Below are 14,047 nucleotides of genomic sequence, written 5' to 3' on the forward strand. Positions count from 1 at the left end.
CCGCCGTTACGATGGGGCACAGGACCGCAGAGGTGTCGACGATGCCAGCAACCGTATTGCCCGCTGATTTCGACAGTATGCCGCCCGAGGAGCGGTTGGCGCTGGCCGAAGCGCTGTGGGACAGCGTCCAGCGCGACGTGGCGGAAGCCCCGTTGTCGCCGGCCCAACGGGCGGAACTGGAGCGGCGGCTCGCGGACAGCATCGCCCGGCCGGACGCCGTGACGCCGTGGGAGGAGGTCAAGGCCCGGGCGCTGGCGAGGGCGCGCGGGTGAGCCTCCCCGTCGTCCTGCGCGCCGAGGCGGAGGCCGAGTTCGACGAGGCCTTCGACTTCTACGACGGCCGCGGCACCGGCCTAAGTCGGATGTTCGCCGCCGCGATTCAGGCCGTGTTCGACGGCATCACCGCCCAACCGCGGATGCACGCCGTCGCCCTTGCGGACGTCCGCAAGGCGGTGGTCCGCCGTTACCCGTACTGTGTCTACTTCCGCCCGCACCCGGACCGGATCGAGGTGCTGTCGGTGTTCCATACCAGCCGCGACCCGTCGATCTGGCAGGGGCGCGTCTAAGCCCCGTCCTGGTATCTTATGCCCACCTACGCTGCCGACCTCGCCGCCGTCCGGGCCGCCGCGGAGCGCGTCCGCGGCGTCGTCCACCGCACGCCGGTCCTCACCTCCGAGACGATCGACCGCCTCGCCGGCCGCGCCGTGTTCTTCAAGTGCGAGAACCTCCAGAAGACCGGCGCGTTCAAGTACCGCGGGGCCACCAACGCCGTCCGCAAGCTCACCGACGCCGAAGCCGCCCGCGGCGTCGTCACGCACTCCAGCGGCAACCACGCCCAGGCGCTCGCGCTCGCCGCGCGCGTCCGCGGCATTCCCGCGTACATCGTGATGCCGCGGACGGCCCCCGCCGTGAAGAAGGCCGCGGTCGAAGGTTACGGCGGCATCGTCACCGTGTGCGAACCCACCCTCGCCGACCGCGAGCGGACTGCGAACGAGATCGCGGCGCGGACCGGGGCGGTGCTGATCCCGCCGTTCGACCACCCGGACGTGATCGCCGGCCAGGGCACCGCGGCGCTCGAGCTGCTCGAAGACGTGCCCGACCTGGACGCGGTCGTGGCCCCGGTCGGCGGCGGCGGGCTGGTGTCGGGCTTCTGCGCCGCCGCGAAGGGGCTGAACCCCGCGTGCCGCGTGTTCGCCGCCGAGCCCCTCGGGGCCGACGACGCGGCGCGGTCGAAGGCGGCGGGCGAGTGGCAGCCGCAGACGGCCCCGAACAGCATCGCCGACGGGCTGCTGACGAGCCTCGGCACGCTGACGTGGCCGTTCGTCCGCGACCAGGTCGAGCGCGTCGTCGTGGTGACGGAGGAGCAGATCCGGCAGGCGATGCGGCTGGTGTGGGAGCGGATGAAGCTCGTCATCGAGCCGAGCGCCGGGGTCGGCGTCGCGGCCGTGCTGTCGGACGAGTTCCGCGCGCTGGCCGGCGTCCGCAAGGTGGGCGTGGTGCTGTGCGGCGGGAACGTGTCGCTCGACAAGCTGTACTGGTAGCGCCGTGGTGAAAGGGCCACCGCCGACGCCCGCCCAGGGCTTCAGCCCTGGGCGGCCTGGGCGGTGTCTCGGTATACTCCCCAGGATGAAGCGAGTCCTGCAAATCGCCGCCGCGGTCGCCGTCGTCCTCTGGCTGCGGACGGCGTTCTACGCCGTGGACTACGCCGAGTTCGCCTACGTCACGCAGTTCGGCGAGCGCGTCGCCGTACACGACGGGGAGACGGCCGCGGGCTTGAAGGTGAAGGCGCCGTGGCCCGTTCACTCGGTCGTGCGGATCGACCGCCGCGTGCAGTCGTTCGACCTGCCGGCGGTGGAATCGCTCACCCGCGACCCCGTCACCAAGACCGTGGACAAGACGCTCGCCGTGGACGCCTTCGTGACGTGGCGCATCCCCAGCGCCGAGGCCGCGGAGCAGTTCGTGAAGGCGATCCGCACGCCGGAGCAGGCGCGCAAGACGCTCGGCCCGCAGGTCAGCGGCCGGCTCGCGGCGCTCGTCAGCACCATGCCGCTCGACGACCTCATCAGCGTCGCCGACGCCGCGACCATCGACGCCCGCGCCGAGAAGGTGCGGGCGCAGCTGCTCGGCGACGGCTTCCGCGAGCGGGCGCTGGCCGAGTACGGCGTCGAGGTGATCGACGTGCGGGTGCGGCGGTTCAGCTACCCGGAGGCAGTTCGCGCCAGCATTGCCGACCGCATCCGCAGCGAGCGGGCGAAGAAGGCGGCCGACTACGAGAGCGAGGGGCGGCAGCGGGCCGCGAAGATCACGACCGACGCCTACGCCACGGCCAAGACGACCGAGGACGACGCGGCGGCGCAGAAGACGCGGATCGAGGGCGAGGCGAAGGCCGAGGCGGCGCGGGTCCGCGGCGCGGCCTACGCCCAGGACCGCGAGTTCGGCCAGTTCCTCGACAAGCTCCAGGCGTTTCAGGTGATGGTCGCCGACACCCGCGACGTGCTGCTGCTGTCGACGCGGCACCCGCTGTTCGACCTGCTGCGGGGGCCGCCGGGGGCTGTCGCGCCGCCGAAGCAATAAGGTGTTCGCCGCTCGCGGCGTTGCACCGCGGGGCAACGCCGCAAGCGGCGAAACTCTCACACCTCGCGCCGATTCCCTTTCTTCCGCTTCCGCTCCTTCGTCACCCGCGTCGTCGCGGCGTGCTCGCCCACGGCGGCGGCGTTCATCATCGAGAAGTCGCTGTTCTGCCACCGCCGGTTCACGAACACCAGGTGACACACCCCCGTCACCAGCGGCACCACCAGAATCCCCAGCAGCGTCAGCAGCCACACCCCGCCGTTCGACGCGCCCTGCTCCACCGTCACCGTCAGCGGCTCGTCGCGCAGCGTCTCGCGGTCCACCTCAAGCCGCAATGAATACTGGCCGCCCGGCTGCGCCGTCACGTACGCGGCGCCGCGCTTGTCGCCCTCCGTCCACGTCTCGCCGTCCTCGACGCCGGTGTAGAACTCCAGCGGCACCAGGAACGGCTGCACCTGCCCGGTGGCCTGCTCGACCAGGTCGCCCTCGACGACCAGCCAGCCGGTCATGCTCGGCGCCGCCACCGTCACGCGGACGTTGCGGCGGGCCTTCAGCTCGAACAGGTCGGTGAAGAACTCCTGCACCTTTGGCGTCGCCGGCACGGGCGGCGAGTCCGGGGCCAGCGGCTGCGCGGCCGGGCCGCGGAGCTGGAACGTCTGCTCGAGGACCTTCCGCGACGGCACGCTGAGGATGACCACGATCCCGAGCACGCACAGCGCGACGAACAGCAGCGCGGCGGACTTGTACACCGCCGTGTACCCGAACGGCTGGTTCGGCGCCACGCCCGTGGGTACCGGCAGCGGCTTCTCCAGCTTGAACGCCGCCTGCACCTCCGCGGGCGTGAGGTACGTCCCCAGCGACCAGTTGATCTCCTCCGACTTCCAGTAGGTGTTGCGCTCCAGGCTCAGCAGTTGCGGCGGGCGGATGAAGTCGGCCGTGGTCGCGGTTTCGCCGACCGTCACCTTCCAGTAGCACTCGCCGATCACGCCGCGGACCGACGCCTGCCCCGCCTGGAACTTGCGGAACCACCGGCCGTCTACCGACGCGGAGTGACTCCCCTCGGTCACCGCCCCCGGCGGCAGCGGCGCCGAGTGCGTCCAGTGACCTTCGCCGTTGATGAGCCACTCGAAGCCGTCGCGCGGGTGGTACAGCAGGTACTCGGTCCAGAAGTAGTCCTTCCCCTCGACCGTGACGCTGCGGCGGAATGCGCCGATCACGGTCCGCTCCTTCCCGCCCAGTGTGCCGGTCGCCCCCAGCGGAATCCGCAGCGCGAACGGCGGCTCCTTCAGAGCGTTGAGGACGGCCAGGTCGCCGGCGCTGGCGTCGAGCAGCGAGCCGCAGTACGGGCAGCCGACGCGCTCGGTCTTGTCCGGGGCGCGGAGTTCGAGCGCGCCGCCGCAGTTCGGGCAGCTCGCCCGCCGGGCCGCCACCTCGCGCAGCTCGTGCGTGGCCCGCGCGGAGTCGCGCACGCCGAGGTCGTCGAGCGTCACCTGCCGGCCGAGGAACAGCGCCGGCGGCTCGGCCGGGCCGGCGAGCGTGGCGAACCCGCCGCCGTCCGCCGACAGGTCGGCGTAGCGGTACGACTCGCCGGGCGTCAGGCGGAACGGCAGCTCGCCCTCCGCGCCGTTCACCGTCGCCGTGCCCGTCTCCGCGACGACGAACCGTTCCTGCGCTTCGGGCAACTCGACGGCGGCGCCGGCTTCCAGCTCCTGAAGCACCGGTCGGTCGGCGGACGGGGGTTGCTCGAACAGCAGGTAGTAGCGGCCCTGCGCCTCGGAGAGCCAGCCCCAGCGGCCGTCGGCGAACGCGGCGTACCACTCGTCCCAGACGCCGCCCGCGGGGTGGGCCAGCTGCGTCCGGCCGGTGAGCTGGAACTTGCGGCCGTCGTACTTCCCCTCGATGCCGACGCGGAGCACGGCCCCGGTGTCCACCAGCGCCGCGACCTTACCCAGGTCTTCGACGGCCCGGTCGCCGCGGGCCACGGCGGAGCGGCAGTACGGGCACACGGCGACCATCGAGCCGCCGACGGCGAACACGACCGGCCCGCCGCACGACGGGCACTGCACCCGGACGCTCATCGGCCGGCCTCCGTGTCGGGAACGCCCCGCTGTACCTCGCGCACCTGCACCCGGGCGGCGCCCAGCGCGTCGGCGAGGCGTGCCTCCCACGGCCACCGCGGCCGCGGCCGGCAGCAGTACAGGTTGAACGTGGCCAGCCCGTGCTCGGGGAACGTGTGGCAGGCCAGGTGCGACTCGGCCAGCAGGTACAGCCCGGTGACGCCGCCCGGCCCGGGGAACTGGTGCCACAGCGGCTCGCCGACGCGGGTGAGTTTCAGCTCGCCGAGCAGCGATTCGCAGACGCGGCGGAGCAGGGCGGTGGTGCGGAGGCGGTCGGGGTCGCAGCCGAACGCCTCCACGACCCACTCGGCGCCGGCCGGCGGGTGGGTCGTGATTTCGGTCGTGGTACGGGGCGTGTTCACCGCCGTATCACCGATACCCGCCCGCGCCGGCCGCGTCAACCGGCCGGGCCTACAATGGGCGCGACCCACCACCCGGAGAGTACCCGATGGCCGACGCCCGCGACGCCCAGCTCCTCGTCATCGGCGGCGGCCCCGGCGGCTACCCGGCCGCCCTCCACGCCGCCGACCACGGGATGAAAGTGGTCCTCGTGGACGAAGACCCGCGGCTCGGCGGCGTCTGCCTGAACCGCGGCTGCATCCCGTCCAAGGCGCTGCTCCACGTCGCCAAGGTCATCCGCGAGGCCCGGCACGTCGCCGAGTGCGGCCTCACCTTCGGCGAGCCGAAAGTCGATCTCGACAAGCTGCGGGAGTTCGTGCAGCAGAAGGTCGTCGGCAGGCTGACCGGCGGCATCGGCCAGCTCACCAAGGGCCGCGGTGTCGAGGTCGTGAGGGGGCACGCCACGTTCATCGACGCCAACACCGTGCAGGTGACCGGCGACCAGCCGCAGACCATCAAGTTCCAGAACTGCATCATCGCCACCGGGTCGGTGCCGACGGTGCCGAAGCCGTGGCAGCTCGGCGACCCGCGCGTGATGGACAGCACCGCGGCGCTGCTCGTGCCCGACGTGCCCAAGACGATGCTCGTCATCGGCGGCGGCTACATCGGCCTGGAGATCGGCAGCGTCTACGCCGCGCTCGGCTCCAAGATCACCGTCGTGGAGGCGCTCGACGGGCTGCTGCCGCTCGCCGACCGCGACCTGGTGGCGCCGCTGGAGAAGAAGCTGCGCGGCGAGTTCGCGGCGATCTACGTCAACACGAAGGTGGCGAAGCTGGAGGCGAAGCCCGAAGGCATCGTCGTCACGCTCGAAGGGAAGGACGTGCCGGGTTCGATCACCTACGACCGCGTGCTGGTGTCGGTGGGCCGGCGGCCGAACTTCGCCGACCTCGGGCTCGACAAGGCCGGCGTGAAGCAGGACGAGCGCGGGTTCGTCGTGGTCGATAAGCAGCGCCGGACGAACGTGCCGAACATCCAGGCCATCGGCGACATCGCCGGCGAACCCGGCCTGGCGCACAAGGCCACGGCCGAGGCGCGGGTCGCGGTCGAGGTGCTGCTCGGGGAGCCGGCCGAGTGGGGGCCGCGGGCCATCCCGGCGGTGATCTTCACCGACCCGGAAATCGCCTGGGCTGGCCTGACGCAGAAGGACGCCGAGGCGCAGGGCGTGCCGCACGAGGTGCTGAAGTTCCCGTGGGCGGCGAGCGGTCGGGCCGTGAGCATCGGCCGCACCGAGGGGCTGACCAAGATGCTGGTGGATCCCGAGGGGAAGCGGGTGCTCGGCGTCGGCATCGTCGGCGCGGGCGCGGGGGAGATGATCGCCGAGGGCGTGCTGGCGGTCGAGATGGGGGCCGTCGCGCGGGACGTGCTGGAGAGCATCCACCCGCACCCGACTCTGAGCGAGACGGTGATGGAGAGCGCCGAGCTGGCCTACGGCGCCGCCACGCACGTCGCCCGGCCGCGGAAGGCGGCGAAGTAGCCGCCGGTCAGACTTCGACTGGCTTCGCAGCCGGAACCACCCGGCCCGGACGGTGGGGGCGGAGATTCCGCTTCCCGGCCCGCCGGCCGAGGCCGACGAGCCAGTTCCGCGCCGGCACTTCCACCAGTCGGTACACGGCCATCGACACCACGAGCGCCGCGGCCAGGAAGCCGCCGGCCTGCGCGAACACGCCGACTTCGGCGAGCGGCAGCCACGAGTCGAGCTGCGTGAACACGATCGTGTGCGTGAGGTAGAAGCTGTAGCTCGACTCGCCGAGGAACACCGGCACCCGGCCGGCCAGGAGCCGCGACAGGTGGCCGCGCTGCCGGGCGAACACGGCTACGACCAGCGCGAACGCCGGCGTGTAGTACCCGACCAGCCGGACCAGTAGCGGCAGCCGGTTCGAGTAGCCCACCGCCACGCCGACCGCCACCAGCGCCGCCAGTTCCAGCCCCGTCCACCGCCACCGGCCCGCGGCCGGCGCGTCGCCCCCGCTGCGGACGTAGTCCAGACCGAGCGCCACGCCGACGATGAATTCGGCCAGCCGCACGAGCGGGCAGACCATCAGGTACTGCGTCCACGGGTTCACGTTCGAGCACTGCCAGTACATCAGGCCGAACTCCGCCGCCCACGCCGCCCCGGCGAGCGCCCACAGCCGGCGCCGCCGCAGGCCCGGCAGCTTCGCCGCGGTCCACACGAACGCGGGGAGGCAGAGGTAGAAGAACACCTCGTCCGAGAGCGACCAGGCGGTCGGGTTCATCCCCGGCGGGTACGGGCTCGGGGCGGGCGTCCAGACCTGCACGAGCAGCAGGTTCGCGCCCACCCCCCACCCCGTGGTCGGCGGCGGCACCAGCGGCAGGACCGCGAGGACGGCGAGCGTGAGGAGGTACACCGGCCAGATGCGGGCGAACCGGGCGAGGAGGAAGCGGCCGAGGTCGCCGCGGGCGGGGCGCGCGAGCCGCTGGTGGTACGAGTACGCCAGCACGAACCCGGACAGGACGAAGAAGAACGGCACCCCGGCGAACCCCTCGGCCATGAACCGACGGGCCGTGGGCGGGAGCGACGGGTCGTGAGCGAACCCCGGGATGTGGACGACCGCGACCGCGGCCGCGGCGAGGAAGCGGAGTCCGGTGAGGGCGTCGAGCCGGCGGCGGGCGTCCACCTCTGCGGCCTCCGGTGCAGGGGAGCGGCTCTCCCCATCCGGCGGCACCTATCCCGAACGAGGCGCGGATGCAACCCCGGCCGGTGTCGCTACGCCGCCCGGTCGGCGATGCGGGCGCGGGCGCGGGCCAGGATCATGGCGTGGTCGAAGGCCATCTCGGGCAGCTTGTCCAGCCGGAACCAGCCGACGGCCTCGGCGTCGTCGGCGGCGACCGGCTTCAACTCGTCGGCGTTCACGCGCACCAGGTACGCGACGGTGACGGTCCACCCGCGCGGGTCGCGGCCGGGGTCGCCGGCGGTGTATAGCTGCTCCAGGTCGCTCACTTCGACGCCCGTTTCTTCGAGCGTCTCCCGCTGTGCGGCGGCGGCCAGCGGCTCGTTCTCGTTCACGAACCCGCCCGGGAGCGCCCACCGGCCGGCGTGCGGGTCGCTCTTGCGGCGGATCAGCAGCACCCGCGGCCGCGCCTCCCGGGTGGCCACCACCAGGTCCACGGTCAAGGCCGGGCGGGGGTAGTCGTAAGCGAACTTCTTGGCGCGTTTCGCGGCCACCCGCAGCCCTCCGACCGGCCAACGACTTGGGGCCGACGCTTCGGCCGTGCCTTGAGGAACTTACCCGCCCGCGGCGCCGGTGCCAACCACGGAATCCGCGCGGGGGGCGGCTAGAATGGGGCGACGACCCACACGAGGAGAGGTGCTTTGTGCGTTTTCAGGACGAGTCCTGTTGGGAAGTGACGGACGTGAGCGACCCGCGCGTGCGGGCCGCGGGACGGCTGTACGAGCGCACGCTCGACCCGGACGAGCGCATCCCGTGGGAGTGGATCGAGCGTGGCATCGGCAACCCGACCGGCCGCACCGCCGGGTGGAAGCGCCACCTGATCCTCGCCGAGGTCGGCGACGCGCTCGCGGGCTACGCCTACGGCGCGTTCATCCCCGGCTACGGCGGCTACCTCTGCTATCTCGGCGTGGACGAAGCCTGCCGCGGGGCGGGGGTCGGCACGAAATTGTTCGCGGCGTTCTTCGAGCGGGTCGCGGCCGACGCCGCGGCGACGGGCGAGCCGCTGCCGTTCGTGGTGTGGGAGAGCCACCGCCCGGCCGCGGAGCCCGACCTGTGGGCGGCGCGGGTGCGGCTGTTCGACAAGGTCGGCGGGCTGTGGGTGAAGGGCGTCGAGTTCCAGACGCCGAACTTCGCCGGCGAAGCGGGGCCGGTGGCGCTCCAGCTGTTCGTGAAGCCCGTGGACCGGCCGGCGGCGACCTTCACCGCGGAGCGGTTGTGGGGCGTGGTCGAGGGGCTGTACGAGCGGGTGTACCGCATCGACCCGGGCGAGCCGCTGTTCGAGCAGACGGTGCGGGCGGACGTGCGGCCGGTGCTGGTGCCGGCGCGGGAAGCCGATGGTGTCGAAGTGTAATCGCGAGCGGCCCGCGTGAGCGGGCTGTTCCTGAGCCCAACACTGGCGCTCAGGAACAGCCCGCTCACGCGGGCCGCTCGCCGCTTTCACCTTACCCCTTCAGCTCGACCGACCAGTACGCCGCGTCCACGAACGACGCCCACGACTGGTACTTCTTCTGGGTCAGCTTCAGGTTCAGCAGCGGGCTCCGCTTCGGCTTCTCCGGCTTGCGGATCAGCGTCATGTTCGCCTGCCGCGGGGTGCGGCCGCCCTTGCGGACGTTGCAGTCCACGCACGCGCACACGATGTTGTCCCACGTGGTGCCGCCGCCCTGGCTCCGCGGCGACACGTGGTCCAGGCTCAGCTCGCTGGTCGGGAACTTCTTCCCGCAGTACTGGCACTGGTTGTGGTCGCGGGCGAAGATGTTGCGGCGGTTGAACTTCACCGTCTGCTTCGGCATCCGGTCGTAGCCCAGCAGCCGGATCACCCGCGGCGCCTGGAGGGCGGCGGTGGGCGTCCGCACCCAGTCGTCGTCGCTCTGCACGTTCAGCTTCGACCGCAGCTCGCTCAGCTCGGCCCAGCTCTGGAACGTGTAGGTGGCGAACGCGCCCTCCTCCAGGCTCACCACCTCGGCCAGGTCCTTGCAGAGCAGGCAGAACGCGCGCCGGACGCTGATGACGTGGACGGCCATGAACGTCTTGTTCAGGACGAGCACGCTGGCGTCCAGCGCGGTGGGTATCCCGGGTGCGGCGGCGAGCGGATTCATGGCGGGCGGCCCCCTTCTATGTGGTGGCCCGCCGCCGGGCACTCCGGCGGGGGGTGTGGGATACGAGGCGCGGCCGGGCGGAGAGGTTCGACCTCGGCGCCATCATAACCGGTCGGGATCGGTGGCGGAAGGGGCCGCCGGGGCGGAATCGCCGTGCCTTCACGAGGGCTTAACGAGCCAACAGCCGTGCCAGCCGTGCGAGCCCCGCGGCCACCGCGTCCGAGGTGCCCACCACCGGCAGCCGCACCAGCGCCACCGTCCGCGCTCCGGCTTGCAAAACCTTCCGCGCGAAGCGTCGCCCCGGGTACACCAGTGCCGCCCGCGGCGCGCCCGTCACCGCGGCGTAGGCCAACACCTGGTGCAGGTCGGCGGCGTCGGGGCCGGGCCGCTTCCACTTCGCGTCCAGCACCCAGCGCGGCTCGCCGCGCCGCTGCACCAGCACGTCCGGCCGCAGCACCGTGTCGCCGACGGCAAACCCGGCGTGCGCCTCGACCGACCAGCCCGCGGCGAGTCGGTCCGCGAGGCCGGTCGCCAGGTGGCGCTCGAACGCCCGGCCGAGGTCGATCAGGAACGCCCCGCCGCCGGGCGTTCCGTCGGCCGCGGCGAGCCCGTCGCCGAGGGTGCGGCACAGCGCGAGCAAAGAAGTATACGCACCCGCCCGCGGTTCCCGCGCGGCGGCGTCGAACACGCTGTCGGTCGGCATCACGGCGGTCACGCCCTCCAGCGGCGCGGCCGCGGCCCGCACCTCGGCGCGGACGGGTGCCGGGAGCGCCGGGTGGGTCGCCACTGCGTCGGCGACGGACTTCGGAATCTGGTTCCACGGAGCGTCCAGGTCGAACGCCGACTCGGTGACGTGGAACGTCGTCGGGAAGGCGCGGGCGGCGGCGTCGCGGAGCTGGTCGGCGGTGCGGAGCCGGCCGCGGAGGTACGGCGCGGCGTGGTCCGCGTCGTGGTAGCCGCGGACGAGCCCGGCCGCGGCGACGGCGCGCAGCCGCTCCGCGAACTCGGTCGCCAGTACAGCGAACAGCTCCGCGTCGGGGGGCGCGGCGCCACAAGCGGCGAAGTGTTCGAGGCCGAGGAGGAGCCGCAGGTTCGGCCAGGGAAGTTTGGGCCGGATCGTGAGGCGGACGTGCGGCGCGTCGATGGTGCCGACGACGCCGCGGGCGGTTAGGCGGACGCGGTCGGCGGTGCCGCCGGGGTTCACCTCGACGACGCCGGCGAACTGGTCGCGCAGGAACGCAGCGTCGGCCGGGCGGAGGCGGACGGCCCGGGTGCGGCGCTCGACGAGGACGACCGTGCGGCGCGTCACGGATCGACCCCGCCCGACGCGTCGGGCGTGTCGTCGAACGGTAGTTCCGGCGCCGGCCGGGTCGCCCCGCGGGCCGCCGGCGGCCACAGCTTCCAGCCGCGGCCGACGCCCCGTAACGGGTCGTCGTCCGCCGGCCCGTTCACCCGAATCCCTTGGTTCTGGTCGTCGGCCGCGGCGTACACCAGGACGCCGCCGTCGTCCGTCTTCTGGTACTGGATCGCGCCGCCGGTGTACGGGTCGGGCGGGAGCGGCGGCAGCACGTCGGCGGGGATCTCGGCCAGCGACTCGGGCCACCGGCCGCGGCTGAGGCGGAATCGCTCGCACGCCACGGCCGCGCTCGCCGTCAGCAGCGTGGCCCGCGCGCGGATCGAGGCGTCGCCGACCTTGCTCACCGCGGGGAGCGTCAGCTTGGTGACGACGTACTGGATGCGGTACGGGTCGCCGTCCGGCAGCTTGACCGCGGCCAGCGCCTTGCGCTGCTCGTGCGGCGGCTTCTTGGCCGCGTCGATCATCTCGGTGTAGAGCTTCAGCGCCATCGCCCGGTCGCCGGGAAGCAGCCCCTTGTACAGGGCGAAGCCGGGGGCCACGAGCGGGTTCTTGCCGTCGCTCCCGCCCGCCATGCCGACGAAGTCGCCGGGGGCGATGGTGCCGTTCTCCAGCCCCTCGAAGACGCGGTCGAGCGTGGCCCGCTCGCCGCGCAGGCCGTTCAACAGGTACGGCACGTCGGCCTCGGCCCGCAGCGCGGCCTGGAACGCGGCCAGCTCCTTGTCGTCCCTCGGCTCGCCCCACGCCAGCACCTGCATCCCGGCGGTCGCGGCGATGCTGGCCCCGGCGATGCGGACCAGCTGCGAGATGAGGAACGGCTCGTCGCCCAGCGCCCGGCACGCGACCAGCCCGGCGCGGGCGGACCCGACGCCGCGGTCGGGCTTCCCTTCGAACGCGGCGAGCTTCGCGTCCACTTCCAGAATCTCGAACACCTCGCGGGTGTTCTGGGCGTGTGGCAGCAGCGTCATGTACGGGTTGTCGGGGACCGTGAGGGCGACGTAGCCGTGGTCCGCGAGGTCGGGGCGGAGGAACGCGGCGCGGGCCGCCGTGCGGGCCTCCGCGGTAACGGGCCGCGCTTGCAGGAACCACGCCGTGGCCCACAGGCCGGGCCACTCGTTGGTGACGTACCCGCCGCCGAAGTCGCGGAGGGTGCGGACGTGCTGCCACTCGGGCGTGAAGCCCTCGCGGACGCGGCGGGCCGCCTCGGCGGGGTTGCGCTTGGGCGGCGGGGCGGCCCTGGCGCGGGCGGCGAGTATGGCGTCGAGCCGCCACCCGGCGTCGTCGGCGTCGATGCGGGCGGTGACGCGCTCGAGTTCGCGCGTGCCCATGCGGCGGAGCGACGCCCGCGCGATGACCACGACCAGAACGAGGACGACGACGGTGACGGCGCCGCCGACGAGGGTCTTCTTGAGCCAGCGGGGCATCCGCGTCGCGCCTCGGGGGGTGGGTAACGGGAAGACGCCGCCGGCGCGGGTGGGTTTCACGCGGGGGCGGCGTGTAACCCGTTAGGCCGGGGCGCAGGCCCCGGGGTGCCTTCTGGACCCACCGGGGCTTGCGCCCCGGCCTAACAACCCGCCCTCACGTCGGCAGATCCAAACAGTACACGAACCCCGCGTCCTTGACGTACAGCCGGCCGTCGGCGATCGCCAGGTGCGACCAGCTCCCACGGCCGCACACCATCCACCGGCCGAGCTCGGTCCACTCGGCGGCGTGGAGGCGGAACACCACCAGCTCCCCCTCCGACGTGAGGCAGAAGCCCGCCCCGCCGGCCGCCGCGAGCGAGTGATACTTCCCCGGGACGCGCGGCGACGTCCACGCCGTCTCGCCCTTGTCCAGGCTCAGGCACACGAGCCGTACTGTGCGGTGGTCGAAGCCGACGAGGTGGTCGCCGAACACCACCGGCGTCGTCATGTAGCTCTTCAGCTCGTCGGTCTTCCACTCGGTCTTCGGCTCCGCGCCCGGCGGCGTGGGGACGCTCACCGCGAACGTCGGCCGCCCCTCCCCGGCGATGACGACGCGGTCCTTCCACACCACCGGGGTGATGATGGTCTGGTCGTAGAGCGCCTTGAACGGCACGCCCCACAGCAGCGACTTGTCCTCGTACTTCACCCCGACCATCCGCGTGCCGGTGAAGCAGACCAGCTGCTTGACGCCGGCGGGGGAGGCGATCTGCGGCGAGGCGTAGCTGCTGCGGTCCTCCAGCGCCTTCCACACGACCTTGCCGGTGGCGCGGTCGAAGGCGACGAACGTGCCGGCCTTCGGCCCGCCGACGTTCACGACCACGGTGTCGCCGTCAACCAGTGGCGAGGCGCAGACGCCGCACGGCGGGAACGCCATGTCGTCGCCGAGCGGCCCCTTCTTCTGGCCCCAGAACTCGGCCTGGCAGTCGTGCCGCCAGAGTTGGTTGCCGGTGGCGGCGTCGAGCGCCAGCAGGACGCCGCCGAGGCCGAACGTGTAGACGCGGTCGCGGTCGAACGCCGGGGTGGCTCCCGGCCCCTTGCCGGCCGTCGGGTCGGGCGGCGCGAACGCCTCCGCGTAGTCGATCGCCCACAGCTCTTTGCCCGTCTTGGCGTCGAGGGCGCGGACGCGCTCCTTGTCGCCGACGCGGTCGTGGACGAACACCTTCCCCGCGGCGACGCACAGGCCGGCGTAGCCGTCGCCGGCGGGCACCTTCCAGCGCGGGGCGGGGGCTTCCTTCGGCCACGCCGCGGGGAGCTTGTAGCCGGGGGCGTGGCCGTCGCGGGCGGGGCCGCGCCACTGCGGCCAGTCGGCCGCGGCCAGGAGCGGGACGGTCAGGATGAGAGCGAGTCGGGTCATCGGC

14 protein-coding genes are annotated in these 14,047 nt (G+C 72.9%); 6 read left to right on the forward strand and 8 right to left on the reverse strand.

Features of this window, described 5'->3' with window-relative positions; all coding sequences use genetic code 11:
• Positions 1-41: 41 nt before the first annotated feature.
• The 4 genes from ETAA1_RS04985 (at position 42) to ETAA1_RS05000 (ending at position 2,573) form a co-directional block, all read left to right on the forward strand.
• Positions 42-272, forward strand: a complete 231-nt coding sequence (locus ETAA1_RS04985) for an addiction module protein (RefSeq protein ID WP_202920671.1) — start codon at positions 42-44, stop codon at positions 270-272.
• Positions 269-565, forward strand: a complete 297-nt coding sequence (locus ETAA1_RS04990; protein WP_202920672.1) for a type II toxin-antitoxin system RelE/ParE family toxin — start codon at positions 269-271, stop codon at positions 563-565. The genes ETAA1_RS04985 and ETAA1_RS04990 overlap by 4 nt, the downstream gene beginning before the upstream one ends.
• A gap of 18 nt (positions 566-583) precedes the next feature.
• Positions 584-1,540 carry a pyridoxal-phosphate dependent enzyme gene (locus ETAA1_RS04995; protein ID WP_145234859.1) on the forward strand — a complete coding sequence of 319 codons (957 nt, stop codon included), beginning with the start codon at positions 584-586 and terminating at the stop codon, positions 1,538-1,540.
• Positions 1,541-1,625: 85 nt separating this feature from the next.
• A complete protein-coding gene (locus tag ETAA1_RS05000; RefSeq protein WP_145234860.1) occupies positions 1,626-2,573 on the forward strand; it encodes an SPFH domain-containing protein in 948 nt (315 codons plus the stop codon).
• 56 nt (positions 2,574-2,629) lie between these two features.
• Here the strand turns inward: ETAA1_RS05000 and ETAA1_RS05005 are convergent, their stop codons facing one another.
• The gene (locus ETAA1_RS05005; RefSeq protein ID WP_145234862.1) at positions 2,630-4,648 is read right to left on the reverse strand and encodes a DUF4178 domain-containing protein; all 2,019 of its coding nucleotides are present in this window, start codon (positions 4,646-4,648) and stop codon (positions 2,630-2,632) included.
• Entirely contained in the window at positions 4,645-5,049 is a 405-nt protein-coding gene (gene speD / locus ETAA1_RS05010; protein ID WP_202920673.1) for an S-adenosylmethionine decarboxylase, read from the reverse strand. The genes ETAA1_RS05005 and speD overlap by 4 nt, the downstream gene beginning before the upstream one ends.
• Positions 5,050-5,135: 86 nt before the next feature.
• Here speD and lpdA point away from each other — a divergent pair, with 86 nt between their 5' ends.
• Entirely contained in the window at positions 5,136-6,560 is a 1,425-nt protein-coding gene (gene lpdA / locus ETAA1_RS05015; RefSeq protein WP_145234863.1) for a dihydrolipoyl dehydrogenase, read from the forward strand.
• Between the two features lie 7 nt (positions 6,561-6,567).
• Here the strand turns inward: lpdA and ETAA1_RS05020 are convergent, their stop codons facing one another.
• Positions 6,568-7,722 (reverse strand): acyltransferase family protein, encoded by a 1,155-nt coding sequence (locus ETAA1_RS05020; protein WP_202920674.1) that lies wholly within the window; start codon positions 7,720-7,722, stop codon positions 6,568-6,570.
• Positions 7,723-7,811: 89 nt separating this feature from the next.
• Entirely contained in the window at positions 7,812-8,270 is a 459-nt protein-coding gene (locus ETAA1_RS05025) for an NUDIX domain-containing protein (RefSeq protein WP_145234867.1), read from the reverse strand.
• A gap of 149 nt (positions 8,271-8,419) precedes the next feature.
• Here ETAA1_RS05025 and ETAA1_RS05030 point away from each other — a divergent pair, with 149 nt between their 5' ends.
• On the forward strand, positions 8,420-9,127 hold the full coding sequence (locus ETAA1_RS05030) for a GNAT family N-acetyltransferase (RefSeq protein WP_202920675.1): 708 nt from the start codon (positions 8,420-8,422) through the stop codon (positions 9,125-9,127).
• A 91-nt stretch (positions 9,128-9,218) separates the two neighbouring features.
• Here ETAA1_RS05030 and ETAA1_RS05035 read toward each other — a convergent pair whose 3' ends face one another.
• The 4 genes from ETAA1_RS05035 to ETAA1_RS05050 form a co-directional block, all read right to left on the reverse strand.
• Entirely contained in the window at positions 9,219-9,872 is a 654-nt protein-coding gene (locus tag ETAA1_RS05035; protein ID WP_145234870.1) for an HNH endonuclease, read from the reverse strand.
• A 169-nt stretch (positions 9,873-10,041) separates the two neighbouring features.
• A complete protein-coding gene (locus ETAA1_RS05040; protein WP_145234872.1) occupies positions 10,042-11,181 on the reverse strand; it encodes an McrC family protein in 1,140 nt (379 codons plus the stop codon).
• Entirely contained in the window at positions 11,178-12,650 is a 1,473-nt protein-coding gene (locus ETAA1_RS05045) for a hypothetical protein (protein WP_145234874.1), read from the reverse strand. Before ETAA1_RS05045 ends, ETAA1_RS05040 begins: the two co-directional genes overlap by 4 nt.
• Before the next feature lie 154 nt (positions 12,651-12,804).
• Entirely contained in the window at positions 12,805-14,043 is a 1,239-nt protein-coding gene (locus ETAA1_RS05050; RefSeq protein WP_145234875.1) for a PQQ-binding-like beta-propeller repeat protein, read from the reverse strand.
• Positions 14,044-14,047 lie beyond the last annotated feature (4 nt).

Origin of the sequence: Urbifossiella limnaea (assembly GCF_007747215.1) — a bacterium.
GTDB classification, from domain to species: Bacteria; Planctomycetota; Planctomycetia; order Gemmatales; family Gemmataceae; genus Urbifossiella; species Urbifossiella limnaea.